The sequence below is a fragment of the Acinetobacter sp. 40AMC3-4 genome (assembly GCF_049898185.1).
In the GTDB taxonomy this organism is placed as follows: domain Bacteria; phylum Pseudomonadota; class Gammaproteobacteria; order Pseudomonadales; family Moraxellaceae; genus Acinetobacter.
The window spans coordinates 211,882-238,448 of record NZ_JAFCXG010000005.1; the positions used below are offsets into that span (position 1 = coordinate 211,882).

The 26,567-nt window shown below is 43.2% G+C and carries 27 protein-coding genes and 2 tRNA genes; 15 read left to right on the forward strand and 14 right to left on the reverse strand.

Going from position 1 to position 26,567, the window contains the following annotated elements:
• Window positions 1–70: 70 nt before the first annotated feature.
• A complete protein-coding gene (locus tag ACP7BU_RS08480) occupies window positions 71–973 on the forward strand; it encodes a helix-turn-helix transcriptional regulator (RefSeq protein ID WP_071850596.1) in 903 nt (300 codons plus the stop codon).
• A 152-nt stretch (window positions 974–1,125) separates the two neighbouring features.
• Here ACP7BU_RS08480 and ACP7BU_RS08485 read toward each other — a convergent pair.
• Together ACP7BU_RS08485 and ACP7BU_RS08490 are read right to left on the reverse strand one after the other, a co-directional pair.
• Window positions 1,126–1,211 (reverse strand) — tRNA-Leu (locus ACP7BU_RS08485).
• Window positions 1,212–1,221: 10 nt separating this feature from the next.
• Window positions 1,222–1,295 (reverse strand) — tRNA-Cys (locus ACP7BU_RS08490).
• A gap of 153 nt (window positions 1,296–1,448) precedes the next feature.
• On the opposite strand from ACP7BU_RS08490, the gene folD reads away from it, so the two are divergent.
• Together folD and ACP7BU_RS08500 are read left to right on the forward strand one after the other, a co-directional pair.
• Window positions 1,449–2,297, forward strand: a complete 849-nt coding sequence (folD, locus tag ACP7BU_RS08495; RefSeq protein ID WP_253143894.1) for a bifunctional methylenetetrahydrofolate dehydrogenase/methenyltetrahydrofolate cyclohydrolase FolD — start codon at window positions 1,449–1,451, stop codon at window positions 2,295–2,297.
• A gap of 135 nt (window positions 2,298–2,432) precedes the next feature.
• Window positions 2,433–3,101, forward strand: coding sequence for a class I SAM-dependent methyltransferase (locus ACP7BU_RS08500; RefSeq protein WP_425879731.1), 669 nt, complete (start codon window positions 2,433–2,435; stop codon window positions 3,099–3,101).
• A gap of 73 nt (window positions 3,102–3,174) precedes the next feature.
• Here the strand turns inward: ACP7BU_RS08500 and ACP7BU_RS08505 are convergent, their stop codons facing one another.
• The gene (locus ACP7BU_RS08505) at window positions 3,175–3,597 is read right to left on the reverse strand and encodes a hypothetical protein (protein ID WP_004646311.1); all 423 of its coding nucleotides are present in this window, start codon (window positions 3,595–3,597) and stop codon (window positions 3,175–3,177) included.
• A 134-nt stretch (window positions 3,598–3,731) separates the two neighbouring features.
• Window positions 3,732–5,561 carry a phosphoenolpyruvate carboxykinase (GTP) gene (locus ACP7BU_RS08510; RefSeq protein WP_004279470.1) on the reverse strand — a complete coding sequence of 610 codons (1,830 nt, stop codon included), beginning with the start codon at window positions 5,559–5,561 and terminating at the stop codon, window positions 3,732–3,734.
• Window positions 5,562–5,978: 417 nt separating this feature from the next.
• Between ACP7BU_RS08510 and ACP7BU_RS08515 the strand changes: the two genes are divergently transcribed.
• The 4 genes from ACP7BU_RS08515 (at window position 5,979) to groL (ending at window position 9,838) form a co-directional block, all read left to right on the forward strand.
• Complete coding sequence (locus ACP7BU_RS08515) at window positions 5,979–6,917, forward strand: diacylglycerol/lipid kinase family protein (protein WP_425879734.1); 939 nt, start codon at window positions 5,979–5,981, stop codon at window positions 6,915–6,917.
• Window positions 6,898–7,674, forward strand: a complete 777-nt coding sequence (locus ACP7BU_RS08520) for a metallophosphoesterase family protein (protein WP_004646314.1) — start codon at window positions 6,898–6,900, stop codon at window positions 7,672–7,674. The genes ACP7BU_RS08515 and ACP7BU_RS08520 overlap by 20 nt, the downstream gene beginning before the upstream one ends.
• A gap of 168 nt (window positions 7,675–7,842) precedes the next feature.
• Complete coding sequence (locus ACP7BU_RS08525; RefSeq protein WP_004646315.1) at window positions 7,843–8,133, forward strand: co-chaperone GroES; 291 nt, start codon at window positions 7,843–7,845, stop codon at window positions 8,131–8,133.
• Window positions 8,134–8,203: 70 nt separating this feature from the next.
• Window positions 8,204–9,838: a chaperonin GroEL gene (gene groL / locus ACP7BU_RS08530; protein WP_004279474.1), complete on the forward strand. Its 1,635-nt coding sequence runs from the start codon at window positions 8,204–8,206 to the stop codon at window positions 9,836–9,838.
• 66 nt (window positions 9,839–9,904) lie between these two features.
• Here groL and ACP7BU_RS08535 read toward each other — a convergent pair whose 3' ends face one another.
• On the reverse strand, window positions 9,905–10,399 hold the full coding sequence (locus ACP7BU_RS08535; protein ID WP_247143330.1) for a copper resistance protein NlpE: 495 nt from the start codon (window positions 10,397–10,399) through the stop codon (window positions 9,905–9,907).
• Between the two features lie 227 nt (window positions 10,400–10,626).
• Here ACP7BU_RS08535 and ACP7BU_RS08540 point away from each other — a divergent pair, with 227 nt between their 5' ends.
• Window positions 10,627–11,781: a LuxR C-terminal-related transcriptional regulator gene (locus ACP7BU_RS08540; protein WP_425879738.1), complete on the forward strand. Its 1,155-nt coding sequence runs from the start codon at window positions 10,627–10,629 to the stop codon at window positions 11,779–11,781.
• A gap of 38 nt (window positions 11,782–11,819) precedes the next feature.
• On the opposite strand, the gene ACP7BU_RS08545 is transcribed toward ACP7BU_RS08540, so the two are convergent.
• Window positions 11,820–12,986: a hypothetical protein gene (locus ACP7BU_RS08545; RefSeq protein ID WP_425879740.1), complete on the reverse strand. Its 1,167-nt coding sequence runs from the start codon at window positions 12,984–12,986 to the stop codon at window positions 11,820–11,822.
• Window positions 12,987–13,348: 362 nt separating this feature from the next.
• Here ACP7BU_RS08545 and ACP7BU_RS08550 point away from each other — a divergent pair, with 362 nt between their 5' ends.
• Window positions 13,349–13,897 carry a 1-acyl-sn-glycerol-3-phosphate acyltransferase gene (locus ACP7BU_RS08550; protein ID WP_253159325.1) on the forward strand — a complete coding sequence of 183 codons (549 nt, stop codon included), beginning with the start codon at window positions 13,349–13,351 and terminating at the stop codon, window positions 13,895–13,897.
• 71 nt (window positions 13,898–13,968) lie between these two features.
• Here the strand turns inward: ACP7BU_RS08550 and ACP7BU_RS08555 are convergent, their stop codons facing one another.
• The 3 genes from ACP7BU_RS08555 to ACP7BU_RS08565 form a co-directional block, all read right to left on the reverse strand.
• On the reverse strand, window positions 13,969–14,295 hold the full coding sequence (locus tag ACP7BU_RS08555; RefSeq protein ID WP_005107497.1) for a hypothetical protein: 327 nt from the start codon (window positions 14,293–14,295) through the stop codon (window positions 13,969–13,971).
• A 134-nt stretch (window positions 14,296–14,429) separates the two neighbouring features.
• Window positions 14,430–15,191 (reverse strand): 3-oxoacyl-ACP reductase, encoded by a 762-nt coding sequence (locus tag ACP7BU_RS08560; protein ID WP_005246935.1) that lies wholly within the window; start codon window positions 15,189–15,191, stop codon window positions 14,430–14,432.
• 98 nt (window positions 15,192–15,289) lie between these two features.
• Window positions 15,290–16,024 (reverse strand): sulfite exporter TauE/SafE family protein, encoded by a 735-nt coding sequence (locus ACP7BU_RS08565; RefSeq protein WP_425879742.1) that lies wholly within the window; start codon window positions 16,022–16,024, stop codon window positions 15,290–15,292.
• 246 nt (window positions 16,025–16,270) lie between these two features.
• Here ACP7BU_RS08565 and ACP7BU_RS08570 point away from each other — a divergent pair, with 246 nt between their 5' ends.
• Window positions 16,271–16,483 carry a hypothetical protein gene (locus ACP7BU_RS08570; protein WP_004646324.1) on the forward strand — a complete coding sequence of 71 codons (213 nt, stop codon included), beginning with the start codon at window positions 16,271–16,273 and terminating at the stop codon, window positions 16,481–16,483.
• An 87-nt stretch (window positions 16,484–16,570) separates the two neighbouring features.
• Here ACP7BU_RS08570 and rsmD read toward each other — a convergent pair whose 3' ends face one another.
• Complete coding sequence (gene rsmD / locus ACP7BU_RS08575) at window positions 16,571–17,128, reverse strand: 16S rRNA (guanine(966)-N(2))-methyltransferase RsmD (protein WP_425879745.1); 558 nt, start codon at window positions 17,126–17,128, stop codon at window positions 16,571–16,573.
• Between the two features lie 2 nt (window positions 17,129–17,130).
• On the reverse strand, window positions 17,131–19,182 hold the full coding sequence (gene mrdA / locus ACP7BU_RS08580) for a penicillin-binding protein 2 (RefSeq protein WP_425879747.1): 2,052 nt from the start codon (window positions 19,180–19,182) through the stop codon (window positions 17,131–17,133).
• Between the two features lie 238 nt (window positions 19,183–19,420).
• On the opposite strand from mrdA, the gene ACP7BU_RS08585 reads away from it, so the two are divergent.
• The 4 genes from ACP7BU_RS08585 (at window position 19,421) to ACP7BU_RS08600 (ending at window position 22,357) form a co-directional block, all read left to right on the forward strand.
• Window positions 19,421–19,939 (forward strand): hypothetical protein, encoded by a 519-nt coding sequence (locus tag ACP7BU_RS08585; RefSeq protein WP_425879749.1) that lies wholly within the window; start codon window positions 19,421–19,423, stop codon window positions 19,937–19,939.
• Window positions 19,940–20,004: 65 nt separating this feature from the next.
• A complete protein-coding gene (locus ACP7BU_RS08590; protein ID WP_004279487.1) occupies window positions 20,005–21,321 on the forward strand; it encodes a membrane protein in 1,317 nt (438 codons plus the stop codon).
• Window positions 21,322–21,396: 75 nt separating this feature from the next.
• Complete coding sequence (gene adk, locus ACP7BU_RS08595) at window positions 21,397–22,056, forward strand: adenylate kinase (RefSeq protein WP_253147639.1); 660 nt, start codon at window positions 21,397–21,399, stop codon at window positions 22,054–22,056.
• An 88-nt stretch (window positions 22,057–22,144) separates the two neighbouring features.
• On the forward strand, window positions 22,145–22,357 hold the full coding sequence (locus ACP7BU_RS08600) for a hypothetical protein (protein ID WP_425879751.1): 213 nt from the start codon (window positions 22,145–22,147) through the stop codon (window positions 22,355–22,357).
• Window positions 22,358–22,473: 116 nt separating this feature from the next.
• On the opposite strand, the gene nth is transcribed toward ACP7BU_RS08600, so the two are convergent.
• Both nth and ACP7BU_RS08610 read right to left on the reverse strand, forming a co-directional pair.
• Window positions 22,474–23,187 carry an endonuclease III gene (gene nth, locus ACP7BU_RS08605; protein ID WP_425879753.1) on the reverse strand — a complete coding sequence of 238 codons (714 nt, stop codon included), beginning with the start codon at window positions 23,185–23,187 and terminating at the stop codon, window positions 22,474–22,476.
• A gap of 3 nt (window positions 23,188–23,190) precedes the next feature.
• On the reverse strand, window positions 23,191–23,982 hold the full coding sequence (locus ACP7BU_RS08610; RefSeq protein WP_005104626.1) for an RnfABCDGE type electron transport complex subunit B: 792 nt from the start codon (window positions 23,980–23,982) through the stop codon (window positions 23,191–23,193).
• A 349-nt stretch (window positions 23,983–24,331) separates the two neighbouring features.
• Here ACP7BU_RS08610 and gdhA point away from each other — a divergent pair, with 349 nt between their 5' ends.
• Window positions 24,332–25,675, forward strand: coding sequence for an NADP-specific glutamate dehydrogenase (gene gdhA / locus ACP7BU_RS08615; RefSeq protein WP_004279492.1), 1,344 nt, complete (start codon window positions 24,332–24,334; stop codon window positions 25,673–25,675).
• A gap of 71 nt (window positions 25,676–25,746) precedes the next feature.
• Here the strand turns inward: gdhA and ACP7BU_RS08620 are convergent, their stop codons facing one another.
• Window positions 25,747–26,520, reverse strand: a complete 774-nt coding sequence (locus ACP7BU_RS08620; RefSeq protein ID WP_253143903.1) for an META and DUF4377 domain-containing protein — start codon at window positions 26,518–26,520, stop codon at window positions 25,747–25,749.
• Window positions 26,521–26,567 lie beyond the last annotated feature (47 nt).

Here is a 26,567-nt window from a genome sequence, read left to right on the forward strand (position 1 = left end):
TCGGCATTCAGTATAATCATTCAACATCTAGCGATAAATAAGTACATGAGAATGTATTAAGTGGGGATTTATGAAGCGCCCAGCTTCAACACATGAGCGTCTTGCAGAGCGTTTAGCCAGAATTTTGACCAAATTAAACGTCGGATATCAACTCCGGGCTGCAGAGCTAGCTGCAGAATTTCAGGTCAGCACCCGCACCATTGAGCGTGATTTTGATCGTCTAGGCTCTTACTTACCCTTACTTCAAGATGAACAGAAACGATATTATCTGGAACCCTCTTATTTAGGGCGGTTTAAATTGCAGGATATCCAGACTTTTGCCCAGCTTTCGGGGATCAGTGAGTTGTATCCGGCGTTGGATATGTCTTTTATGCGTGAACTGCTGGATGAGCGGGCAAATCAGGTATTTTCGGCAAAAGGCTATTATTTTGAAGATGCCAAACAGTTTGCCGAACATTTCAAGTTGCTTGCAAGCGCAATCTATAAACGTCAGCAGGTTGAGTTGCAATATTCAGATCAATTGCGAATCATTAAGCCTTATCGCTTGATTCACCATCATGGTATCTGGTATCTGGTGGGCGTAGATCAGGACAAGTTGCGCACCTATCGCTTAAGTCAGGTGCAACAGCTCAAGCTGGTTTCTAAGGCGGAGAGCTTTGCGCATGATCCTGAAATACTGAAAATGCTGGCAGATGAAGACAGCATCTGGTTTGGGCAGCAAAAGCAGCAAGTCTTAATCAGGGTACAACCTGAAGTCACGGTCTTTTTTAAAGAGCGCCGTTTATTTCCAGAACAGCAGATCGAGCAGGAAGCCGAGACTGGAGAGTTAGTGATCAGTTGCCAGATTCGTCACGAAATGCAGTTGTTGCCTTTGGTGCGTTACTGGTTGCCCTATGTGAAAATTATTGAGCCGATTCATTTTCAGCAGAAACTGGAACAGGATTTGCAAGGATATTTACGTTCTGCTGGATGATATTGAGAACGTAGAGCAGGGTAGCTTAATTAATGATCATGCTTTAAATGGAAATTTAATTTACTTATTTTTTTGATTTATTAAATTACAGGCATAAAAAAACCAGCTTTCGCTGGGTTCTTTATTTGCACCATCTTTCTATAGTAGAAGAATGGTGCCCGAGGCCAGACTCGAACTGGCACGCTTTGTGGGCGGGGGATTTTAAATCCCCTGTGTCTACCGATTTCACCACTCGGGCTTTAACAAGATGGAGGCGGAGGTCGGAATCGAACCGGCGTCCACGGAGTTGCAGTCCGCTGCATGACCACTCTGCCACCCCGCCGCGTCTTGTTGATGCGTATATTAGCAAGCTCAGAAAAAAAAACAATAGTGTATTCATCTGTATGCGCATAAAAACATCATCTGGCGGAAAATATTTAAATTATTCATGTAGAATGTGCAAAATTGATTCATATCAACACTTGGGAGAAGTGCCGTGGCATTAGTTCTAGACGGTCGTGCATTGGCGAAGCAAATTGAAGCTGACTTGTTTACTCGCGTAGAAGCGCTGAAAGCAAAATCAGGTCGTACTCCAATTCTTGCGACGATTTTGGTAGGTGACGATGGTGCATCTGCAACTTATGTTCGCATGAAAGGCAATGCCTGCCGCCGTGTTGGTATGGATTCACTCAAAGTGGAACTTCCTAAAGAAACCACAACTGAAGAATTATTGGCTGAAATTGAAAAATTAAATGCAAATCCTGATGTGCACGGTATTCTGCTTCAGCACCCGGTTCCTGCGCAAATTGATGAGCGTGCCTGTTTCGATGCAATCTCGCTTGAAAAAGACGTAGATGGTGTCACTTGCCTGGGCTATGGTCGTATGGCAATGGGTGAGGCAGCCTATGGTTCAGCGACGCCTGCGGGTATTATGACTATCCTGAAAGAGAACAACATTGAAATCGCTGGTAAACATGCGGTAGTTGTAGGTCGTTCTGCAATTTTGGGTAAACCAATGGCTGCGATGCTGCTAGAAGCGAATGCAACCGTAACCATTTGCCATTCACGTACTCAAGATCTTGCAAGCTTTGTTAAGCAAGCGGACATCATTGTCGGTGCGGTAGGTAAAGCAGAATTAATTCAAAAAGACTGGATCAAACCAGGTGCTGTGGTTGTTGATGCTGGTTTCCATCCACGTGATGGCGGTGGTGTAGGTGATATCCAACTTGTAGGCATTGAAGAAATTGCTTCTGCTTACACACCAGTTCCGGGTGGTGTAGGTCCAATGACGATTACCACTTTAATCCGTCAAACGGTTGAAGCTGCTGAAAAAGCTTTAGGTTAATCAAATCCTCCCTAACCCTCCTTTTTCAAAGGAGGGAACTCTGATCACTATTTTTGGATGGAGTTTCCCCCTCTTTTTTAAAGAGGGGCTAGGGGAGATTCTTCAAAGACATTAATACTAATTAAAAGAAATCTAATGAGCTGCACCTTCCGACTCCCTCAAGCCCCAGAACATCTACTAAAAGCCTTGCATGATGTGATTCCATATTGTGAGCTGCATGCACAGCAATTGCCGGATACACCCATTTCCCTGTGGCTGATTCCGCCAGTATTCCCAACTGACAAACTCGATGATGAAGTCATCCGTCGCATCTGGAACGATACACCGTACTGGATCTTTTGTTGGGCCTCAGGCTTGGCGATGGCGCAGTGGCTATTGGCGGAGCCGCATCATGTCAAAGATAAAGTTGTTTTGGATTTTGGGGCTGGATCGGGCGTAGTTGCCATTGCAGCAAAAATGGCAGGTGCAAAACGTGTGATTTGCTGTGACATTGATCAAGTCAGTCTGGATGCCTGTCACGCCAATGCGGAGCTGAATGATGTTGAGCTTGAATATCTGGATGACCTATATAAGGCAGAGCAGGTGGATATTCTATTAGCCGCAGATGTGCTCTATGATCAATGTAACCGTTTCTTCCTGGATGAGTTTTTAAAATTTGCACCTGAGGTGTGGGTTGCAGACAGTCGGGTAAAAAACTTTAGTCATCCTCAATATAAAAAACTGGATGAACGTAGTGCGACAACATGGCCAGATCTGGATGAATCACCAGAATTTCGTAATGTCAGTTTCTATAAAACACGTTAAAGTTGAAAAATCAAAAAGGGCAGTTAGCCCTTTTTGATTGTCTTACTCTGATTAAGTAACTAAGTATTAGATGTTAAGAACAAGTATAACGAATAACGCGCATGGTCGTTGGGCGGGCTTCTAAGGCTTCGCGTGCACCCGGGTTCTCGCTATTATGTAAATCAGGCGTATTGCTCAAGCTGATTTGCGTGCGGCTATTACCCAGTTGGCGGCCATAGTTTTCCTGTTCCGCAGTTGGATTGGAAATTTCATTGGTGCTTAAAATCTGGATGTTGTAAGTTTTGGAATTTCCTAATACGTGTCTGCAAGCGGCTTGCAAGCGATTTTCATCCTGGCTTGGTCGTCCTGAGAGGGTGTAGCTCAAGGTTGCTGTATTGCCTGAACGTTCCAGAATTTCATAGCCACTTTGTCCATTGAATTGATGGGGTGTGGTCTGACATGCACTCAGTACGAAACTGCTCGCAGCCATAGCCAAAATTACTGTTGTTCTTTTCATATTTATAGTTCCTGAAGTCTTGGCTTAAGTATGCCATATTTTGCTTAAACTGCTGCTCTGGTCAATTGTGATCAATTGTTTAAACAGCCAATAAAAAAGGCCGCTTACGCGACCTTTTTTAATTAAATCAGCAATTAAGCAGATTTAACCGCAGCAATAAGTTCTGCTTGACGAGTTTTTAACGCTTCCGGTAAACGCTCACCTAACTTATCGAACAATTCAGTATGGCTTTCAAGCTCTTTGATCCATTGATCTTTGTCTTGAGAAGTTACTAGGTCAAACTGTTCTTTAGTGAAGTCAGAACCAGTCCAGTTCAGCTGTTCGTAAGTAGGAACTAGGCCGATTGGTGTTTCAACAGCATCAGCACGACCTTCACAACGGTCAATGATCCACTCAAGAACACGCATGTTTTGACCGAAACCAGGCCATACGAAGTTGCCTTCAGCATCACGACGGAACCAGTTCACGTTGTAGATACCTGGAAGTTTGTTGCCAGCAGCAGCAGCTTTCGCACCCACTTGCTCACCCATTTCTAACCAGTGCGTGAAGTAATCTGCCATGTTGTAGCCCGCGAATGGAAGCATCGCGAACGGGTCACGACGAACAACACCTTGTTGACCAACAGCAGCAGCAGTTGTTTCAGAGCCCATCGTTGCAGCTTTGTAAACACCGTCAACCCAGTCAAATGCTTCTGAAATTAGAGGCACAGTGTCTGCACGGCGACCACCGAAGATGAACGCGGAAATTGGAACACCTGCTGGATTTTCCCAGTCAGCATCAATAGAAGGGCATTGACCAGCTGCAACAGTGAAGCGAGCATTTGGATGCGCTGCTTTTTCTTCACCAGTGTGTGGTTGACCTTTCCAGTTAGTCAGGTTGGCAGGCGCTTCTTTAGTCAGACCTTCCCACCAAACTTCACCGTTGTCAGTCACAGCAACGTTGGTATAAATCACGTCTTTGTGCATGGTTGCCATACAGTTCGGGTTGGTTTTGGTATTGGTACCAGGCGCTACACCGAAGAAGCCAGCTTCAGGGTTGATTGCATATAAGCGACCGTCTTCACCTGGTTTGATCCAGGCAATATCGTCACCTACAGTTTCAATCTTCCAGCCTTCATAGCCAGCTGGTGGAATCAACATAGCGAAGTTTGTTTTACCACATGCAGATGGGAATGCAGCTGCGATGTAGTGTTTTTCGCCTTGTGGATTGGTCACGCCAAGGATCAGCATGTGTTCAGCTAACCAGCCTTGTTGACGACCCATAAATGATGCAATACGTAATGCCAGGCATTTTTTACCCAACAATGCGTTACCGCCATAACCAGAACCATAAGACCAGATCTCACGAGTTTCTGGGTAATGCACGATGTATTTTTCTTTGTTGCAAGGCCATGCAACATCTTTTTCGCCGTTCGCAAGCGGAGCACCTACAGTGTGTACGCAAGGAACGTATTCACCGTCAGTACCAAGAACGTCATAAACAGCTTTACCCATGCGAGCCATTTTAGACATGCTTACTGCAACGTAAGGAGAGTCAGTTAACTCGATACCGATATGAGCGATATGAGAACCCAATGGACCCATTGAGAATGGAACCACATAAAGTGTACGACCTGCCATTGAACCGTCAAATAAACCGTTCAATTTTTCGCGCATGACAGCAGGTGCTTCCCAGTTGTTGGTCGCGCCAGCATCGTCTTTGTTTTCAGAACAGATGTAAGTACGATCTTCAACACGTGCTACGTCAGACGGATCAGAATTTGCAAGATAAGAACCAGGATGAGTTTCTTGATTCAGCGCTTGCATTGTGCCGTTAGCGATCATCAAGTCGATATAACGTTGATATTCTTCTGCGCTACCGTCACACCATTCAATTTTTGCTGGTTTTGTTAATTTAGCAATCTCTTCCACCCAAGCAATAAGCTTAGGGTGACGAACGAATTCTGGTGCGTTCACTTGGGTCATGGTGAGGCCTATCTCAAATGTGTACAAATTAGATGTACAAAGTACAATCCGAGCAATAAAAAATATCGCCCAGATGAAGTATGAAAAAAAGTGGCTGTATTAAAGCATAAAATGATAAAAAAAATAAGACCAAAGAAGTGCTAGATTTCTTTTGGAATATAATGCTATTTTATTTATAAATATAAGTAAAACAACAAGATAAAACTAAACATTTGAATTATTAAGGTTATTTATATAAGTGATGAGTGGTATTTATTTTAAAAATTGATATTAAAATCATTATCTTAGTTTTATAAGATCTCTAATATTCATTATTGATTAAATAAATGGTTGCCATTTGAATTTTACATAAAGCCACTGTTAATTGTCTATGAATTGGACAAAATGCCAATAGGCTTCAATGAAATTGCGCGAAAAATGTCTAATCAATCTAAACCCTTATCGCTGATTTTTAATCATAAAGCTGGTTTTCGCATACAGGGGCCAGAAGGCATTTATGAGCAGCTGATCGATATATTTTCAGCGCAGGGTTATCAAACTAAAGCTTATGAAATCAATGATTCACAGCAATTTGATAAAATTATGGTTGAGGTGCTTGAACAGCATTTGGCATCTAGCGAGTCAGGAATCATCGTTGCGGCAGGCGGAGATGGCACTTTAAATACAGTCGCCAAACATGTGTTGAATACGCAAATTCCTGTCGGTATTTTGCCTTTAGGGACTTTTAACTATGTGGCGAGATTATTGGGGATTCCGCTGGATTTGCTTGAAGCGGCAAAAGTGATTGCGACAGGACAGCCACAACGTATGAATGTTGCTCGTATCAATCAGGAAATTTATCTGAATAATGCCAGTCTAGGTCTATATCCTTTATTCATTAAAAAACGTGAAGACTATAATCGTATTTTTGGTCGCCTACCGCTACATGCCTATACCTCTGCACTGGATGTTTTAATTCGCGATCGTAGAGAATTAAAACTAAAAATCTGGGTGGATCAAAAGAAATATCCGGTAAAAACACCACTGATCTTTTTTGGCAATAATCCCTTGCAACTGGCAGATATGAAAATGCGCATTGCAGAAGCGGCTGAAAAAGGTAAAGTGGCGGGAGTGGTAGTTTCTAAAAGTGATAAGCTTACTTTATTTAAGCTAGTGTATCAGCTGATTCGTGGCAAGATTGACCAGGCATCGGGTGTTTATAGTTTTGCAGCCGATCAAGTCCGAATCGAATCCCGAGCCAAGAAACTGATGGTAGCGATTGATGGGGAAATTGTGGAAATGGCCCCGCCACTCAATATTTCTGTATTAAAAGATAGCCTAAACGTAATGGTGCCACATGATCCTGCATCTGTCTGATCTGCATTTTGGAACAGAGAAGCCGGAGTGTTTAGAAGCGATTCGGCATTTCTGTCAGACCCATCCACTTGAAGCCGTCGTCATCAGTGGTGACCTGACTCAGCGCGCACGTTTGGGTCAATTCTTTGCCTGCAAAAAATTTTTAGATCAGCTCAATACGCCTTATATGGTGATCCCGGGGAATCATGATATTCCGCTCTATCATTTGTGGAATCGGCTTTTCAATCCATTTACCCGTTACCAGATTTTTTTTGGTGAATTGGAGCCAATATTTGAAACTGAAAATTTTTATCTGATTGGGGTGAATTCGATCCGACGTCGATATCATACCAAAGGGCATTTATCCCTTGAGCAGATTCAGCGTATTGACCTGACGCTGGCGCAGGCGCCTGCTTCCAAATTAAAAATCATTGTCAGCCATCAGCCTTTTTATGTGCCTTTTCAAAATAAGCGCGGTTTCAAGGACAGCCCATTGATGGCCAAAATTGCTTTAGAGGCCTGGGCAGAGCATGGTCTGTTTGCGGTGTTGCATGGGCATCTGCATCAACCGGCGATTTATGATTTGAATCAGATGTTCGGATTGGGGATGGATCATCCTGTATATGATGTACATGCAGGGACTTCTGCGTCAAATCGTCTACATAAAGATGAACCGAACAGCTTTAATCTGATTGATGCCACAGGAAAAATTTCTCAATATTTATTCGATGAAGTGGCACAAGCCTTTATGTTGAAGGCTGATCTGCCGAATAAATAGACGAAAACCTATGATTCGTTAAAAAAAACCAATTTTTTTTCATTTTTGCCCTTGAAGCGTTTTATTCCATCTCCATAAAAGTGACATCAAAAATTTTTGATGATGACCCATGGAATAATTAAGTCGTCATCAGTGACCTAAAAAAGACTTAGTCTGATGGAGTTATTTATGAGCAACATTCGTCCATTACATGACCGCGTTGTTATTCGTCGTGTTGAAGAAGAAACTAAAACAGCTGGAGGCATTTTACTTCCAGGTTCGGCTGCTGAGAAACCTGCTCAAGGTGAAATCATTGCAGTTGGTAATGGTCAAATCACTGATAATGGCGTACGCGCGTTAGACGTAAAAGTTGGCGACAAAGTATTGTTCGGTACTTATGCAGGCACTACTGTAAAAGTAAACGGCGAAGAGCTTTTAATCATGAAAGAATCTGACATTTTAGCGGTATTAGAAGCTTAATCTGCGCTAAAAAAGTTTTATTCATTCCAAATCAGATTTTGTAAAGATACAACAATATTCGGAGTCAAATATGTCAGCTAAAGACGTAAAATTTGGTGATTCAGCTCGTTCAAAAATGATTGCTGGTGTAAACACCCTTGCAGATGCAGTAAAGGTTACTTTGGGTCCTAAGGGCCGTAACGTTGTTATCGACCGTTCTTTTGGTGCACCGCACATCACTAAAGATGGTGTCACTGTTGCCAAAGAAATTACGCTGAAAGACAAGTTCGAGAACATGGGTGCTCAACTGGTTCGTGAAGTTTCTTCAAAAACCAATGACATCGCAGGTGATGGTACAACGACTGCAACTGTATTGGCACAAGCAATTTTGAATGAAGGCATCAAGTCAGTAACAGCGGGTATGAACCCAATGGACTTGAAACGCGGTATCGATATTGCGGTACGTTCTGTAGTTGAAAACATCAAGGCAACTGCAAAACCAGCATCAGACTCTAAAGCGATTGAACAAGTAGGTTCGATCTCTGCTAACTCTGATACGACTGTAGGTCAGCTGATTGCGCAAGCAATGGAAAAAGTGGGCAAAGAAGGCGTGATCACGGTTGAAGAAGGTTCAGGCTTCGAAGATTCGCTTGACGTAGTTGAAGGCATGCAGTTCGACCGCGGTTATATTTCTCCGTACTTCGCGAACAAGCAAGATACTTTAACAGCTGAACTTGAAAATCCATTCATTCTTCTTGTTGATAAGAAAATCAGCAATATTCGTGAATTGATTACAGTACTTGAAGCTGTTGCTAAAACTGGCAAACCGCTTTTAATCATTTCTGAAGATGTTGAAGGCGAAGCGCTTGCGACGCTTGTTGTCAACAACATGCGCGGTATTATCAAAGTATGTGCGGTAAAAGCACCTGGTTTTGGTGATCGTCGTAAAGCTATGCTTCAAGACATCGCGATCTTGACTGGCGGTACTGTGATTTCTGAAGAAATCGGCATGCAGCTGGATCAAACGACGCTTGATCACTTGGGTACAGCACATAAAGTAACTGTATCTAAAGAAAATACTGTAATTGTAGATGGTGCTGGTAATGCTGGCCAAATCGCTGACCGTGTACAGCAAATCCGTGCACAGATCGAAGAATCTACTTCAGAATATGACAAAGAAAAACTTCAAGAGCGTGTAGCGAAACTTGCTGGCGGTGTTGCTGTCATCAAAATCGGTGCTGCAACTGAAGTTGCAATGAAAGAGAAAAAAGACCGTGTAGATGACGCGCTTCATGCGACTCGCGCTGCAGTTGAAGAAGGTGTCGTTGCGGGTGGTGGTGTTGCACTAGTACGTGCTGCATCTGCACTTGAAGGCGTAACAGGCGCGAATGATGACCAAAACGTAGGTATCAACATTCTTCGTCGTGCGATTGAAGCACCGCTTCGTCAAATCGTATCTAACGCAGGTGATGAGCCTTCTGTAGTGATCAACGCTGTGAAGAATGGCGAAGGTAACTTCGGTTATAACGCTGCAACTGGCGAATATGGCGATATGCTGGAAATGGGTATTCTTGACCCTGCTAAAGTAACGCGTTCTGCACTTGAGCACGCCGCTTCTGTTGCTGGCTTGATGCTGACCACTGAATGCATGATCACTGAAATCCCAGAAGACAAACCTGCAATGCCTGATATGGGTGGCATGGGTGGTATGGGCGGCATGATGTAATTCATCATCCGAGCATTTCATAAAAAATCCCCGCAATAGCGGGGATTTTTTTATGCGTTTACAAAATTATGATGCGGACTTTTTAACTAATTTATAATTTAAATTACTGTCGATTTTTTTACCTGATTTCATCTCGCGTGCTTCAACAAAATTTTCACCAACAAAGAATTTACGGTTTTCAGCTTTGTTATCTAATGTGATGATTGAAGGATCTTGAGGGTCAAAACTGAAACTACCTTTAGTTTCCGTCTCATTATTTCCAGCTTTACCTAAATATTCCTCATTTAGGTCATAGGTTTTATCCGGATTGAGATCTAACTCGACCTTAATCCCTTCACAGTCAGCACAAGGAAAAACACCTTCGTATTCACCTGCCCAATCTAGCGAAGTTTCTGCGCTATCAGCACGGTTCACACTAGTATCCGCGTTATTTTGCTCCATCATGGCTGGGCTGGATTGAGCATTATTACTCATCGGCTCATTATCATTGGGCTTTGAACAGGCGGTTAAAGCTCCTGCAAGAACGACTGCTATCGCAGCAGTAAGCGTTAATTTTTTCATTGTTTTAACCCTATTAAATTATTTGTTATGAATTACATTAAAAGTAGTCAGTACAGATAAATAGGGCAATCTTGTTAAAGTTTGATTCATTAGGTGAATGAGGCCAGAGTTATTGATAAGTGAGCAGGATTTAAGAATTTTTAGCCAAGTTTAAAGTCACTTTATGCTGTTTCGTTAACCAATTCTGAACGCTATGATTAGAAAATAATGATAATGCGGAGGGGATAATGAAATTAGAACAAGAAAATAATCTGATTGCAAAAATTTATGATGCTGCTGTATTACCATCTTTGTGGCTGGACGTGATCAAAGATATCGTGAGCTATACTAAAAGTAAGAGTGCAATTTTTACCGGTCTGGATCAGCTTAATCCAGGCTATGACTTTGTCTATACGCACAATATCCCGAATGAAAGTCTGGCCGCTTATCAAGAGGAGCGTATCAGAGTGATTGATATGAAACTGCATATGCCCTTATGGAATGCGATCGAGATGGGCGATGCTTTAAGTCATAACTGTCAGCACTATGCAGAACAGCCGGGTACGGATCACTATGTGTTCTATGAGAAGTGTTTAAAGCCTGGCGGTGTATCTTATCTGGCGGGAGTATTGCTGGATCGGGGAAATTATCGTTGGGCAGTACTGGGTATTCATCGTGCACCTGAAGTACAGCCTTTTGAACAGCCTGAGCTGGATTTTTTAAGACGTATCAGTATCCATTTACGCCGGGCTTTGCAAATTCACCGGCAAATCAACTTGATTCAGCAAGATAATTTAAGCTTGTATACTGTATTGGATAGTTTAAAAACCGGAATTGTACTGCTCGATCAAGACCTGTGTTTAAGTTATTCCAATCCTGTTGCGCAAAAGATGCTTGATCAAAGTTCATGTCTGGATCTCGATATACATAACCGTCTAAAAACCAATTATGCTCAGCAGATACGTATTGATCAGCTTTTGGAAAGCGCTTTACTGGAAGATACGACCATTCAGACTGAAGTGGGTGGAGTCCTGGCGTTGAGTGATGGGGCAGGCTCGCAATTCATGCTGACGGTGGTGCCATTTAAAAAATTAAGAAATATGCAACATTTACAGTCTGCTCAACATCAGATTGCATTATTTATGACGGATAAAAACCAGTATTATTCCCTGTCAAGAACTTACCTACAACAATGTTACCAGCTTTCCAAACGAGAGTTTGATTTATGCGAGTTGTTAATTAATGGTTATAAAATAGAAGATATTGCAGAACAGTGTGGCATTACGTTGAGTTCGGTACGGACGTATTTTAAAAATATTTATGAAAAAACCCAATGTTGTTCGCAAATCGAACTGATGCATTTATTGATGGGCTGTACCATTCAATTTGAACATATTGATTAAACCGGCTTGAATTTCATATTCAAGCCGGTTGATGTGGGTTATTTAACACGTTGTAAAGTTACAGGATCTTCACCTTGCGGATGTAAGATAAGATTGTTGTTAGATATATTGATGTTTGCAATTGTCTTACCGCCATTTGAACTATCTTGTAATCCACCACACTCGTTGGTATCGAATAATACCTCGGTTGTGGTGAGAGTATTTGCTGACAATGTATATTTGCCATATTCAATTCCTGGCCAACCACAGTCATCTCCACCTTCAGTGTCTAGGAAGAAATAATAGTTGTTATCAAAGAAAGCAAATAGGTGCGTTTCATTGAGTCGCCACGTGCCGACGAGACTATTAGACTGCTTAACTCGATTTAAACGGTATTCAGTACTAACGCCGGGTTCAGTAAGAATTAATTGAGTTCCATTAAAGTTTAAAGAATAAGGTTTATTCTCGGCAGGATGTGAAAGTCCCCATTCACCATTGGTGTCATGTAGGATTTCCGGTTCAATCACGGTTGTTGTTGCATTCCATTTTAAGCGGCCCATTTCAATGCCTGCTTGACCACTCTCATCTTTTGCTTCTGCTTCACCTAGTGCATAGCGTCCATCTTCCAGAATGTGAATCAACACAGCAGTGTTATCGGTACGGTTAATCTCCCACGTACCGGCAATATCTTTGTAGAAGGTTGCTTGGAAGTTTTCTGAAGCTTTTTCTGGTGTTATCAACTGATCTGGTGTGATGGCTGTTTTGGTGACAACTTCATTTACGAAGTCGGTGGTACTTTGGTTAAAATTAAGCTTTACAGCAGTGAAGGCTGTTTTAGTGTCATCACTAATCTGAATGCCATCGCTATGATCACCTTTTCCATCTAAGGATTGTAAAAAAACCATAAGGTTGATACGCGCATTTTCACTTTCGACTAAATCTAATGGTGTGATACGCTCCTTTGCTTCAATTTCATCACCGAGTTGTACACCCCCAATAAAGAATTTTACTTTTTCATCATCATTAAATTTAAATTCTCCTTTTTCGTTGGTAACTCCTGTTGCACCACTACTGGTGATATAGGTCACCCCTGAAATGATTCCGTCCGTCAGTACGCCGGTTTGGGTGCCAACATTGTTTGCTGGAGGTGTACTGGCATTATCATCCGAACCGCCGCAGGCACTAAGTAACCCCGCTAAAGCAATACAAAGTAAAGTCTTTTTCATTAGAATCTTCCTGAAATTTATAATGTGGATTCAGTATAAAAAGACCCTCGTTTTTGCCATATCCCAAAATTAGGAGGTCAAGAGCTTTTTAATGCATGAATCCTTTAAATTAGAAAGAAATTCCTATTTATATTGGGAAGCAATCTGAACTATCCGTAAATTGATGTATGAGATAAGTTCAAGGTGGAAAAAATAATCAACTATTCATTTAAAAATTCCAATTATACAAATATAGATTAACTGTTTATTTATTGATCATATGGCACTATCTATATTTGCCGAGGTTGCTAAAATTCGCGCAATTTTTAATAGAATTGGTGCGTGACGTGTTTGAGAAGTTAGCAGAACAAAGCCTGAATCTGATGGGTTGGGAAATTGATAACCATTGGCCCTTAGATTTAGACCAATGTGTCATGATTGCTGCACCTCATACCAGTAATTGGGATGCACTGTATGCGCGACTGGCCTTAAAAGCATTAGGTGTGAATGTTCGCTTAACCATTAAAGACAGTTATATGAAATTGCCATTTGGACCTTTTGTGCGTGCTATGGGCGGTATCGGGATTGATCGCCGTCCTAAACAGCCGGGGGAGCCTAGTCCGAGTATGGTTCAGGTGATGACGGAATTATTCAAGACCCATCCTAAACTGGTGATGCTGGTCACGCCAGAAGCGACTCGTGCTAAACAGGAACAGTGGAAGACAGGTTTTTATCATGTCGCGATTAATGCAGGTGTGCCGATTGCATTGGCCTATATGGATTATGAGAAGAAGAAAACTGGTGTAGGTAAAATTGTTTATCCGACAGGGGATTATGAAAAAGACATGGCAGAAATCATGGCATTTTATGCAGAGATTCAGCCAAAATTCCCTGAATGCTTCAGCGTAGATCAGCGCTATTATCAGCATTAAAATTGAGTTGAAAAAAAGCAGGAAAATTCTCCTGCTTTTTTATTGCCTAATCATCATGAAGATTGACAGACTTAAGATGCATTTTCAGAAGCGGGTAAAATTCCACCCAGATTTTGGCAGGCATCTTTATAAAGATCATATTGTTGCTCCACCACTTCATGCAGTGGCAGGTCAAACAGCTCTTCACCTTGATGATACTGTTTGATATAAGACTCGACTTTGGATTTGCTGCTATACAACATCTGCTGATAATAGTCGGTCATACTGCTATGTGGCATTTGGGCGGTATCTACCTTGGCACAATGGAAATTTTGCAGTAATTGTTCTGATTTTTTCAAATCGCTGGACATACAACCTGCCAGTAGCAAGGTACTGAGCAATGTCGTGATAAATTTCATGGAAAGTAGACTAAAGGCTTTATGGGAGCGCACTATTGTAGAAGTAAAACCCGGTCACAAAACCTTTTTAATCTACCAAATGGTTAAAAAATAGAACAACAGAATTTGAAAATTCAAGTCCATTCTCTAAACATTTAACCTTTGACCAGCCCGCCATCTACAATCAGGTTTTGTCCTGTGACGGCACGTGAATAAGGTGACAAAAACATCAGGATTGCAGCAGCAAATTCTTCTGGTGTAATTACGCGGCGTAAAGGCGTCGATTGAGCAATCAGGTCAAAGACAATGTCAGGTGTGGCCTTACTGGCATCCGTGGTTTGTAACAGGCCACCAGAGAGCATATTCACATTGATGCCATATTGTCCCAAGTCCTGCGCCGTGGTGCGGGTAAAGGCCAATAATGCAGCTTTGGCGGTGGTATAGTCATGATAAGGAACCACCGGATTTTGCACCAGGTTTGTACCAATATTCACGATCCGGCCAAACCCTGCCTGTTTCATATCATCCAGTGCGGCTTGTGTAGTATTTAAGGCAGCCTGTACTGCACCGCTAAATTGCCGTTGCAACATATCCCAAGTCAGCGTTTCTACTTTAGGGCGTGCATCACCATTAAATTCAAATTGAATCAGTGCGTTATTGATTACAGCATGAATCGCTTCCCCGAAATGGGTTTTAGCTGCGGCAAATAAAGCGCGGACCTGATCAGTTTGAGTGACATCTGCCTGATAAATAAATACCTGTTCAGGATACTGCTGGGCCAGCTGTTCAGCTTGCTGCTGACTGCTATGATAATTGACGACCACGCGCGCGCCCTCAGCCAGTAAAGCCTGAGTAATGGCTAAACCCAAACCACGTGCACCACCAGTAACAAGAACAATCTGATCACGAATCTGCATAATGATGATCTATATTTACAAAGATTGGCCTTAACATAGCAGTTATTTCAACGGATTCAAGCTTTAGCGGGGAAGACAGACTCGGCTTGATCTTGTGTTTAAATGAATTGGGACGCTAATAGAAAACAGCCTGCACTAACGAGTAAACTTAAGATCATGCGTTTGAACAGTAATTCCGAAATTTTATAAAATAGTTTTGCGCCTAAAATTGCCGGAATACTCACAAAAACAATCAGCAAGGCCATATAGGGTAAATGGCTTTGATTGATCAGGCCTTGCCATACATAAGTACCCAGCGTGAAAAGCTGAATTGCAAAATTAAAGTGCCGTAAAATATAGCGCTGCTGGGTTTTGGGTAATTGTTTTAACATCACCCAGGCCGAAGGAATGGCACCGCAAAAACCGCCCAGTCCTCCTAAAATTCCGCCAATAAAACCGATGCAGCTATCAGTCAATTTTCCTGAATGCTGAATTGTTTTGAATTGCGGATTGAATAGCATCACCGGACACCACAGTACCAGAAAAAATCCCAAGATCATCTTAAAGGTATCTGCTTGAATGATCTGCAACAGATAAGTACCCAGCGGCACGCCAATCAGACCAGCAATCAGATAAGGCAGCACCAACTGCCTGGATAAAACTAGCTGCTTTTTTTCCTGACTGAGTGAAATCACATGACTCCAGATCGAGGCAAATACCAGCAAGGGCGCGGCCAGTTGCGGAGGCAGCACCCAGACCCAGAAAGACATGGCGATCAGGGCAAAGGCAAAGCCGGTCAGCCCCTGGACAAAACCTGCGACCATTGCACCAAGAATAAATAACAGCCAAGTCATAAAGATCAGGTCATAAGCAAAGGCAGCAGTATTCTCAAGATTTAAACAAAAGCCAAGCTTCCATTTAGCTGGATTTATGCAAATGAAAGTTCAAATTCTCATAAAAGCATGAATGCTAATTAAGAAAAAAGAGGTTTACGGCCATGCATAAAACATGCATAAATCTCTACAAGAGTGCAACAATGGCTCCGTTCACTCTCCATGAACTCGCCTGATACTGACAGAGTGCAGTAAGAGGTGATGGACATGATGAAAAAAGTGATATTACTTTCTGTATTGGCTGTGTCATTAACCGGTTGTGTGGTTGATCCTTGGGATGATGATTATCGTGGCAACAGAGATCGTAATGGACATTATGATCGAGACCACAGAAATCATGACTGGAAAAATAAGGACCATAAAGATCATCGGGATTGGAAACGTGACCGAGATAACCGCGACTGGCGCCGTGATCGTTAATCACAGTCTTTAAATTTGACTGACTACAATGACAAAAAGGATTCCACTGAGGAATCCTTTTTTAATGGCTCTTCAAAACAATTTAAATCAAGAAATACTTTTTTGATAAAGCCCCGCACGAACTGTACCGGCTTTGGTATTTTTAATTAAACGCCATGAGGACGGTAATTTAAGTAATTGTAAATCACGATCTGCTTCTACATAAATATAGGCATTGTCCTTGATCAGAGGATCTGCCTTTAGCGCTAGTTCTTCCCATAAATCTAAGCTATATGGCGGATCTAGAAAAACCAGATCAAACTGTGTCTGAAGAGCGGGCAAGGCTTGCTGCGCCGTAGCCACTTTTAATTGTGCACGTGCTTTGGTGACTTTTAACAGTTCAAGATTTTGGGTCAGAAATTGTGCCTGAGTACGATCCGGCTCAATCATCACCACTGATGCAGCACCACGCGATAATGCCTCAAACGCTAATGCCCCAGAACCGGCACAAATATCCAACACCTGTGCATTTTGTACATTCCACATCAGCCAGTTAAACAGTGTTTCCCGAACACGGTCAGGCGTCGGGCGCAAACCCTCAATGCTGGCAAAAGGCAGTTGGCGGCGTTTCCAGTCACCACCAATAATTCGAAGCTGGTTTTTCATCTTTAATCTCGCTCTACCGGTGTCGGAGCAGGTGTTGCTGCGGGAGATGCAGTCGTATTTGCAGAAGTCGGAGCAGTCGTGTTGGGCTGGTCACTGGCTGGAACGGCACTAGATGCTGCATCTTGACTTAACATGCCTGCACCACTTGGCAATTCAGCTGGCTTGATTCCGGCCGTCATCAGACCGCCACTTAATTGGTGGCCTTGTGGGCGTACCGGATTTTTATCTTTATGCAGTAACCAGTAATCAAAAATTGGACGGGCCAGAGCCGTTGCGGCACTACCACCGCGACCATTTTCCAGAATAACTGCAATCGCAATTTCAGGATTTTCAGCAGGTGCAAAACCGACAAACAGGCCATGATCCAGCTGACGATCGGTCAATAAGGATTCATTATAGCGCTTGCCCTGAGCAATACTTTTCACCTGTGCCGTACCGGTTTTTCCGGCAATAGAATATTGTAAGCCGCTTTTAATGCCTCGGCCTGTACCGGATTGAATCACGTCTACCATCGCATCACGCATCTTGATCCAGTCTTCTTCCTGACCGTTAAAATCGATCTTGCCATGCGTGCCATTATGCACCTTGAATGGTTTGGCACCGCGACTTTCACGCAGAACATGGGGAATGACTTTATTGCCATGGTTGGCGGTAATGGCTGTGGCCATAGCCAGCTGTAATGGCGTAGAGGTAAAAGCACCCTGACCAATACTGACGGAAATGGTTTCACCGCGTGACCATTTGGCCTTGCGGGTACGCATCTTCCATTCCGGGTTTGGATACAGTCCTGAGCTTTCACTTGGTAAGTCCACGCCGGTTTTTTCACCAAAGCCAAACTGACGCATCCAGGTATTCATTTTTTCAATACCCATACGGTAGGACATGACATAGAAATAAGTATCACAGGAGACCACTTGCGATTTATGCAAGTTGACTACGCCGTGTCCTGACTTTTTCCAGTCGCGGAATTTATGCGAATCGCCCGGAAGTGTGAAATAGCCGGGATCGGAAATTGCTGTATCCCAATCGACCAGGCCATAATGAAGGCCACCCAGGCCAAACATCGGTTTAATGGTCGAACCTGGAGGATAAGTTCCTTGAACCGCCCGGTTATATAGCGGCTGATCAAGGTTATCACGTAAGTAGGAATAATCTTTGGTGCTAATCCCAGTCACAAACAGATTCGGGTTAAAACTTGGGCTGGAGACCAGCGCCAGAATTTCTCCGGTTTTAGGATTCATCGCCACAATCGCGCCACGACGCCCGGCCAGTTGCTCCGAAGCGACTACCTGTAAACCGTAATCCAGTGACAGGAACAGGTCATTACCACGCACTGGATCTTTACGGCCCAAATGACGCAGCACATTACCAAAGGCATCTGCTTCTACCGATTCATTTCCCGGCACACCATGTAAAAGTTCTTCATAGGATTTTTCCACACCGATTTTTCCGATCAGGTTGGTTCCAGCATAGAGATCCTTATCAATTGATTTCAGTTCTTTGTCATTAATCCGACCGACATAACCAATCACATGTGCGAACAGGTCACCATGCGGATAGTAGCGGGTCATCTGGGTTTCAATATTCACGCCCGGAAATTGATATTTCACTTCACTGAAACGGGCAATATCATTTTCATTCAGGTTGAGCTTGATTGAAACCCGTTCGGTTTTACGCGCTGTTTTAATCCGGGTTTGAAAGCGTTCAAGATCTTCTTCGGTCAATTCCAGAATCGGTTTCAGGCGTTCGAGCGTTTGATCGATATCCTGTACGTCAGCACGACTTAAAGTGGCAGTAAATACTGGATAGTTATCGGCCAGCAACACGCCGTTACGGTCATAAATATAACCACGCGCTGGCGGTAAAGGTTGTAGACGAATCCGGTTCTCATCAGAAGCTGTAGTAAAGCTTTCAAAGTTAAACAGTTGCAAATAGGCATAGCGGCTGACCAGCAGCAGCATAAAGAAAATGACAATCCCCATGGAAATCAAGACTCGACTGCGATAGATGCGCTTTTCTTGTTGTGCGTTTTTTAAAGGAAAGTGCTGCTTCATACGCGATCGACTTAAGACCTGAGAGTGGTAGAAAAGAATCAAAGTGGAGTATTCTAACGCAACTGCACTTGATTTGATAATGAAAAACTGCCCTTACAATCAGTTCCTTTAAGCTTTGACTTTGCAGACATTAAAATTGTAAAGTGCTGTATATAAGAGTTGTGATAATTCTGCTAGAGTAAAATCTAATAAAAATAGGACTATACCAAAAACTATAATTAAGGAAGATGGTGAAGGAATGAACAAGGTTTACCCTTTGTTAGCGTTTGCATTGTGGGCGAACGGGGCTTATGCACATGATCAGATTAATAATACTGCAACCAAAATAGAGCCTGCTCAGGCAAAAGCCTTTAATGTGGGTGTTGGTTTTACCCAGAAATTACTGCATTTAAATACCGAATGGGTGAACCCTTATGGGATTGCTTATGTGAAAGGTGGTGTTTTTCTGGATGATGATCGTACGATTGGCGGCCAGGCAGGCTTTCGTTATCCTGCACATCTCACCGGCAAAGACAAAAATGGTTATTATGTCGGGGTTTATGCCGGGCATATCGACAGCAAACGGGTTGATGGCGAGTATGAAGGCCGTTTAGGTGCTGGCGTTGATTTGGCCTATGTTTTGCTTAGTTCAGAACGGATCAGCAGTTTTAGTGTCGGGATCGGTGCCGGAGAGAAACTCGAAGACCGAAATGGTCGTGCTGTGGCTGAAACAGAACCCCGGCTACAATTTTCCTATACTTTAAGTATCGGTTTATAGACAAAATATTCGACCTTATTAATATGTGTATTCTGTGAACAAAAAATTAAATATGGAAGTTATGCATGCTTGAGTACGTCAACGAGTTGTGGCAAACCTTTGTAAACCGCCCGGATTTTTGGGCCGTGCTCAGCATTATTCCAGTGACTGCATTTGTAACCTGGGCTCACGTCTGGATGGCGCTGAAAATGGTCTTTTATCCGATCAATTTTTGGGGTTTCCATCTCGGGCCTTTACCTGTGGGCTGGCAAGGGATTGTGCCACGCAAAGCTGGACGTATTTCAGGCATTATTACCGATAACACACTATCAAAATTAGGCTCTATCCGCGAATTTTTACAGGCGATGGATCCGGATGATATGGCACGCATCATTGGCGAGCAGGTCGGTTTCGAACTGGAACACCTGATTGATGAAGTGATGATGGATCGCAATGCGGTGCTCTGGGAAAACCTACCTTTTGCTATTAAGCGCAGAATTTATGCACAAGCACAAAAACAAATGCCGGCAATTTTGCGTGAATTAGTGACTGAGCTGACCATGAACGTCGAGTCACTTGTAGATATGCGTGAAATGGTAGTGAGCCAGATGGAAGGCGACCGTCGCTTGATGGTGCGTATGTTCCTGAAGGTGGGTCAAAAAGAGATCAATTTTATCTGGCATATCAGTGCCCTCATCGGGATGTTCTTTGGGATTTTCCAGATGATTGTCTGGTTTGTAGTGCCGTGGCACTGGACTGTACCGTTCTGGGCTGCGATCTGGGGCTTTTTGACCAACTGGATCGCGATCTGGATGGTATTCAACCCACTCTATCCACACCCAGTAAAGTACCCGCAATTCTTTGCCCGTACCACAAATCGCAAGTTTCCGTGGATTAAGCCGGTGATTCCTCGTATCGGCACCTATAACATACAAGGCGCATTTATGAAACGTCAGGATGAAGTCTCTGACGTCTTCGCAAGTGTAGTCACAGAAGACCTGATTACGTTAAAATCGATCATGACCGAGATGATGTATGGCGGCAGAAAAGACAAAACCCGCCGCATTATCAAACGTCATATTAATGAAATTATGGAAACACCCCTGGTTCGGACCTCTTTACAGCTGTCTTTAGGACCAAAAGAGTATGCAAAACTCAAGACGGACTTGATCGATCGCTCGATTGAAATTACGATGGTACCTGTATGCGACCCAGCATTTAATGCGAGCCGTGCACAGAAAATCTATCAAATGTTTAGAGACCGCATACGTGAGTTGACTCCGAAGGAGTTTCAGAATCTTTTACGTCCTGCATTTCAGGAAGATGAATGGATTCTGATTTTATTGGGTGGGGTAACCGGTTTTGTCGCGGGTTTAATCCATTTGTTTGTGGCTTTCTTATAATGAGATGTCGGGGGACACAATCGGGTGATTGTGGTCGTGGCGTCATACATATTGTTTAAATGAGGATGTTTATATATGCGCATTATCTTACTCGGACCACCTGGAGCAGGTAAAGGTACACAAGCTCAGTTGATCTGTAAGCGCTACAATATCCCACAAATTTCAACCGGTGATATGCTCCGTGCTGCAATTCGTGAAGGAACTGAATTAGGTCTACAAGCTAAAAGTGTCATGGACAATGGCGGTTTGGTTTCTGATGAGTTGATCATTGGTCTGGTGAAAGAGCGCATTGCGCAACCTGACTGTGTAAACGGCTGCATTTTTGATGGTTTCCCGCGTACCATTCCTCAAGCAGAAGCTTTGGAAAATGAAGGCATCACTATTGATCACGTGATTGAAATTGATGTACCGGATGAAGAGATCGTACAACGTCTTTCTGGCCGTCGTCAGCACCCGGCATCTGGCCGTGTGTATCACATCGTTTACAATCCGCCAAAAGTGGAAGGTAAGGATGACGAAACGGGTGAAGATCTGGTTCAGCGTCCTGATGATCTGGAAGCAACAATTCGCAAGCGTCTAGGTTCTTACCACACTGAAACCGAGCAACTGGTTGGTTTCTACCAAGGCCGTGCAGCGTCTGGTGAAAATGCACCAACTTATGACAAGCTAAACGGTTTACGTCCAATCGATGAAGTTCAAACTGATCTTTTCGCGATTCTGGATCAGGCAAAATAATCGGCTGACGATGATTTTGACAATCGGAGAGCCCTAAGTCATATTAGGGCTCTTTTTTATTGCGTATTTGAACAGGGTACTTGTTGCTATGAAATTTGGCGTATTGGTGTTGATGGTAGTCTTTCTGGCAGTATTGGTAGGTCTGTTCTATTTCAGTTTTAAAATGCTCAACAAAGTACGTCAGGAAGAACGTGCTGAAAATGCAGCAAAGCGACCTGAGCGCCAGCTCCATCCAAAATTAAAAGCCGAACTTGAACAGCGCAAGCAGCAGGAAAAGGCTGAACAAGATCAGGATAAATAATCCATAATAGTTCAGCTCAGCTAAGAATTTGGTTTGAACGAAAAGCACTCTTCTCATAGTCGATAAAAAGGTGACACATTGGTCACCTATTTTTATCCCAGCTTGATCACGCCGTTCTATTCAGCAAGCTCAATATTTTTCACTGCAATTTGGCGGGCTGCACCAAATTCAAACCGATCCGGCCAGTTACACACATCGGATACTACACATTCATGACATTTCGGTTTGCGCGCAATACACGTATAACGACCGTGTAAAATCAGCCAGTGATGTGAATCAATGATAAATTCCTTGGGAATGACTTTGACCAGACGGTGTTCAACTTCCAACACATTTTTGCCAACCGCTAGTCCGGTACGGTTACCTACCCGGAAAATATGGGTATCAACCGCCATGGTCGGCTGACCAAAGGCCGTATTCAGTACCACATTCGCCGTTTTACGACCTACACCCGGCAGGGCTTCTAAGTCTGCACGATTGTCCGGTACGATGCTGTTGTGCTTCTGAATCAGCATCTCGCAGGCTTTAATCACGTTGACCGCTTTCGAGTTATATAAACCAATGGTCTTGATATATTCCTTCAAGCCGTCCACACCTAGCGCATAAATGGCTTCCGGTGTATTGGCGACTGGAAAGAGTTTGTCTGTGGCTTTGTTGACGCTGACATCGGTAGCTTGAGCAGAGAGCGTGACCGCGACCAGTAATTCAAAGGGATTGGAATAATTCAGCTCAGTTTTTGGGTTAGGCCGCTGTTCACGCAGGCGTTCAAAAAAGTTCTGAATCTGCTTTTTGGTCATGTTTTTAACGGGCTTGGCCTTTGCTGTGGTCATGTTCTATCCCTGTAAAGCCTGTAATTGCTGTGTCAGTTCTTCCAGTTGGGTGCGTTTTCGGGCATCTTCACGAACCGAAAGCTGTTTTTCCAGTTTTTTAATTTGGGTACGTAGTTTTGCCAGTTCAATCGTGGTCTTGGAATCGAAAGCTACAGGTGCATTCTCTGGCTTGCTCGCGACTTCAATCACAGGAAGTTGCTCATTTAAAGCAGAGAAACGGGCAAACAGGGCAGTATCAATTTCTGCACGGACCACAGGTCCCTTACGATCGGTACGCCGTTTTTCTTCACGCTGGATGTGCGCATAGTAACGCTGACGCAGATCATCCTGTTCCGCAAGACGCTGTGCTTCAGTCGGCAAGGGTTGTTGATCTTCAACCAAATCGATGCAGTCTACCGGACAGGGGGGAATACATAACTCACAGCCCGTACATAGATCGGTCAGAATGGTGTGCATCAGTTTACCGGAACCAATAATTGCATCGACCGGGCAGGCGCTAATGCATTTGGTACAGCCAATACATTCATCTTCACGAATTACGGCTTTGATGCGCTGAGGACGACCATCGGCTTGAACTGGCCAGACACTTTCTTCAGCTTGAAGTTTAGGACGATTTAATAATGCAGCCAAAGCATCGGCAACAGGCTGTCCGCCCGGCACACATTTATTGGCATTTTCCCCCTCAGTAATCGACTGGGCATAAGGTAAACATCCGTCACGATGACCGCAGAGTCCACATTGGGTTTGAGGGAGTAAAGCGTCAATCGATTGGACCAGAGAAATGGGCGAATTCATGTATAACCAGCGTTACTCATGGCAAGCATGAGAGAGTAAGTGAAACAAAATATGTCGATTCATCAATTTTAACATATTTTTAAACTCCTAAGTCGTGCGCAATTAAGGGTCAACTTGTGCCTTATTATTAGGCATAAATCTGAATCTAAGCCTTGATTCGATTGGCATTTCCTGACATAGAAAAAATTTTCATAATCAATATAAATATTTGTTATCAAATTAATTTTAAAGTATTTTCAAAAAAAGTATTGTAGATTAGTTACAAAAGATATTTAATATTTTGCGCCAAAATTTAACATTGATTGTAAATTTGACCAATTTTGATCCATTTTCTGCTGAGGATTAAGCGTTGAAATACAACACACTTAATGAGTTCCTAGATTACGTAAAATCACGTGATGCACATCAACCAGAATTTCTTCAAGCTGTAGAAGAAGTGATGACTAGTTTGTGGCCGTTCATTCAAAAGAACCCACAATACGCAGCACATGGTTTACTAGAACGTCTAGTTGAGCCAGAACGTGCGATCCAGTTCCGAGTTTCTTGGGTAGATGACCAAGGTCAGACTCAAGTAAACCGTGCGTTCCGCGTACAGTACAACTCAGCGATCGGTCCATTTAAAGGTGGTATGCGTTTCCACCCTTCAGTGAATCTTTCAATCCTAAAATTCTTAGGCTTTGAGCAAACATTTAAAAATGCTTTAACCACACTTCCTATGGGTGGCGGTAAAGGCGGTTCTGATTTTGACCCTAAAGGCAAATCAGAAGGCGAAATCATGCGTTTCTGCCAGGCTTTAATGATCGAGCTGTATCGTCACCTTGGTGCGAACACAGATATCCCTGCAGGTGATATTGGTGTAGGCGGTCGTGAAGTGGGCTACATGGCCGGCATGATGAAAAAATTAAGTAACGACACTGCGTGTGTATTCACTGGTAAAGGTTTAACTTTCGGTGGTTCATTGGCACGTCCGGAAGCAACGGGTTACGGTACTGTGTATTTCGCTGAGGAAATGCTTAAGTCTCGTGGCGAAAGCTTCAAAGATAAAGTTGTTGCGATTTCAGGTTCTGGTAACGTTGCGCAATATGCTGCTGAAAAAGCAATGTACCTCGGTGCGAAAGTGGTTTCACTTTCTGACTCTGCCGGTACAGTTCACGTTAAAGACGGTTTCACTGAGGCGCTTCTTGCTGAAGTCATGGAACTTAAAAATGTAAAACGTGGCCGTATTTCAGAATTCGCGTCTAAACATGGTTTCGAATATCTTGAAGGACAACGTCCTTGGGGTATCAAGTGTGATATCGCATTGCCATGTGCGACTCAAAACGAACTTGATGCAGACGACGCTGCTCAGCTTCTTGCAAACGGTGTAATCTGTGTGGCTGAAGGTGCGAACATGCCTTCTACGCTTGAAGCGGTTGAGAAATTCGTTGAAGCGAAAATTCTTTATGCGCCAGGTAAAGCATCAAATGCAGGTGGTGTGGCAACTTCTGGTCTGGAAATGTCTCAAAACGCATTGCGTTTAGGCTGGACTTTCGAAGAAGTTGATGAGCGTTTACACGCAATCATGAAAGAAATTCACCGTAACTGTGTGAAATTCGGTACTAAGGAAGACGGTACTGTGAACTATGTAGACGGTGCAAATATTGCTGGCTTCGTAAAAGTTGCTGATGCGATGCTTGCTCAAGGCGTATTCTAAGTCTGACTTAGTCTAAGCTGAAAAAAACCGGGGCTGTTGCTTCGGTTTTTTTGTATCTGGTATTTTTAGTCTTAGAGAGCACCCTTAACTAATTCACGCTCAACCGCCATATCAAAAATATAGGCATATTTCGATTGATCAGCTGCCGGATGCTTAATTTCAAAACGTTTGACCCGAATAATCTGCCGTTCATTTGGTGAATGCCGAAAACCTTCAATCTGATCATAGAATAAAGTCCAGTCCTTATCGACCTGAGTTTTCAGGCCATTCTGATCATATTTCACTTCTTTGACTTGCAAGCAGCTTTGTTGGGTTACGCCGGTACATTGTTTGGTATCGGGGGAAATTTCCAGAAAAATTGTTTCAGCCTGTCCTTGGTATTTGGTTTCCGGAGTCATTTTCCCGATAAATTCATAGGTTTGACCATTTGCGGCCATCAACGTCAGGGTCGGCTTGTCAGGATCTGTGGTATTGAGCGTAAAAGGAATGTCACGCTTCTGTAAAAGTTGACTGACAAAACGTTCCTGCTCCATCAATGCTGCATCACAGGCCATTTCAGTGCCTATAACTTCGCTGGTGGTGATGATATTGTTTTTGACTGACCAGGTCGTCCCGAGTCCATTACAGCCCGTCACGGCGCTCAGCCGGCCTTGAGCGTTGAAATTCAGTACAACGGGTCGTTCTAGTCCACGATTCAGTTCCCAGTAATAGGCTGGAAGAATCTGATCTGCATTTTTTTGTTGGATGGTGGCCACCGCAAGATCTCCAGCTCGTTGAATATCACTGGACTGACAGCCTGCAAAAGTTAAAGGCAATAATGCCAGCACAATAAATTTTAATTTCATGGACTTATAATGAATTATATAAAGTTCAAACAATAATAATGGATGTA

What these genes read in the sequence shown, in the direction of transcription:
- ACP7BU_RS08480 (WP_071850596.1), top strand. Translation starts at nt 71, where the DNA reads ATGAAGCGCCCAGCTTCAACACATGAGCGTCTTGCAGAGCGTTTAGCC.
- ACP7BU_RS08515 (WP_425879734.1), top strand. Translation starts at nt 5,979, where the DNA reads ATGTCTAATCAATCTAAACCCTTATCGCTGATTTTTAATCATAAAGCT.
- ACP7BU_RS08520 (WP_004646314.1), top strand. Translation starts at nt 6,898, where the DNA reads ATGATCCTGCATCTGTCTGATCTGCATTTTGGAACAGAGAAGCCGGAG.
- nth (WP_425879753.1), bottom strand. Translation starts at nt 23,187, where the DNA reads ATGACCACAGCAAAGGCCAAGCCCGTTAAAAACATGACCAAAAAGCAG.
- ACP7BU_RS08620 (WP_253143903.1), bottom strand. Translation starts at nt 26,520, where the DNA reads ATGAAATTAAAATTTATTGTGCTGGCATTATTGCCTTTAACTTTTGCA.
- mrdA (WP_425879747.1), bottom strand. Translation starts at nt 19,182, where the DNA reads ATGAAGCAGCACTTTCCTTTAAAAAACGCACAACAAGAAAAGCGCATC.
- ACP7BU_RS08500 (WP_425879731.1), top strand. Translation starts at nt 2,433, where the DNA reads ATGAGCTGCACCTTCCGACTCCCTCAAGCCCCAGAACATCTACTAAAA.
- ACP7BU_RS08560 (WP_005246935.1), bottom strand. Translation starts at nt 15,191, where the DNA reads ATGCAGATTCGTGATCAGATTGTTCTTGTTACTGGTGGTGCACGTGGT.
- ACP7BU_RS08590 (WP_004279487.1), top strand. Translation starts at nt 20,005, where the DNA reads ATGCTTGAGTACGTCAACGAGTTGTGGCAAACCTTTGTAAACCGCCCG.
- ACP7BU_RS08550 (WP_253159325.1), top strand. Translation starts at nt 13,349, where the DNA reads ATGGGTTGGGAAATTGATAACCATTGGCCCTTAGATTTAGACCAATGT.
- ACP7BU_RS08565 (WP_425879742.1), bottom strand. Translation starts at nt 16,024, where the DNA reads ATGACTTGGCTGTTATTTATTCTTGGTGCAATGGTCGCAGGTTTTGTC.
- rsmD (WP_425879745.1), bottom strand. Translation starts at nt 17,128, where the DNA reads ATGAAAAACCAGCTTCGAATTATTGGTGGTGACTGGAAACGCCGCCAA.
- ACP7BU_RS08540 (WP_425879738.1), top strand. Translation starts at nt 10,627, where the DNA reads ATGAAATTAGAACAAGAAAATAATCTGATTGCAAAAATTTATGATGCT.
- adk (WP_253147639.1), top strand. Translation starts at nt 21,397, where the DNA reads ATGCGCATTATCTTACTCGGACCACCTGGAGCAGGTAAAGGTACACAA.
- ACP7BU_RS08510 (WP_004279470.1), bottom strand. Translation starts at nt 5,561, where the DNA reads ATGACCCAAGTGAACGCACCAGAATTCGTTCGTCACCCTAAGCTTATT.
- ACP7BU_RS08525 (WP_004646315.1), top strand. Translation starts at nt 7,843, where the DNA reads ATGAGCAACATTCGTCCATTACATGACCGCGTTGTTATTCGTCGTGTT.
- ACP7BU_RS08610 (WP_005104626.1), bottom strand. Translation starts at nt 23,982, where the DNA reads ATGAATTCGCCCATTTCTCTGGTCCAATCGATTGACGCTTTACTCCCT.
- ACP7BU_RS08600 (WP_425879751.1), top strand. Translation starts at nt 22,145, where the DNA reads ATGAAATTTGGCGTATTGGTGTTGATGGTAGTCTTTCTGGCAGTATTG.
- groL (WP_004279474.1), top strand. Translation starts at nt 8,204, where the DNA reads ATGTCAGCTAAAGACGTAAAATTTGGTGATTCAGCTCGTTCAAAAATG.
- ACP7BU_RS08505 (WP_004646311.1), bottom strand. Translation starts at nt 3,597, where the DNA reads ATGAAAAGAACAACAGTAATTTTGGCTATGGCTGCGAGCAGTTTCGTA.
- ACP7BU_RS08570 (WP_004646324.1), top strand. Translation starts at nt 16,271, where the DNA reads ATGATGAAAAAAGTGATATTACTTTCTGTATTGGCTGTGTCATTAACC.
- ACP7BU_RS08545 (WP_425879740.1), bottom strand. Translation starts at nt 12,986, where the DNA reads ATGAAAAAGACTTTACTTTGTATTGCTTTAGCGGGGTTACTTAGTGCC.
- ACP7BU_RS08585 (WP_425879749.1), top strand. Translation starts at nt 19,421, where the DNA reads ATGAACAAGGTTTACCCTTTGTTAGCGTTTGCATTGTGGGCGAACGGG.
- ACP7BU_RS08555 (WP_005107497.1), bottom strand. Translation starts at nt 14,295, where the DNA reads ATGAAATTTATCACGACATTGCTCAGTACCTTGCTACTGGCAGGTTGT.
- ACP7BU_RS08535 (WP_247143330.1), bottom strand. Translation starts at nt 10,399, where the DNA reads ATGAAAAAATTAACGCTTACTGCTGCGATAGCAGTCGTTCTTGCAGGA.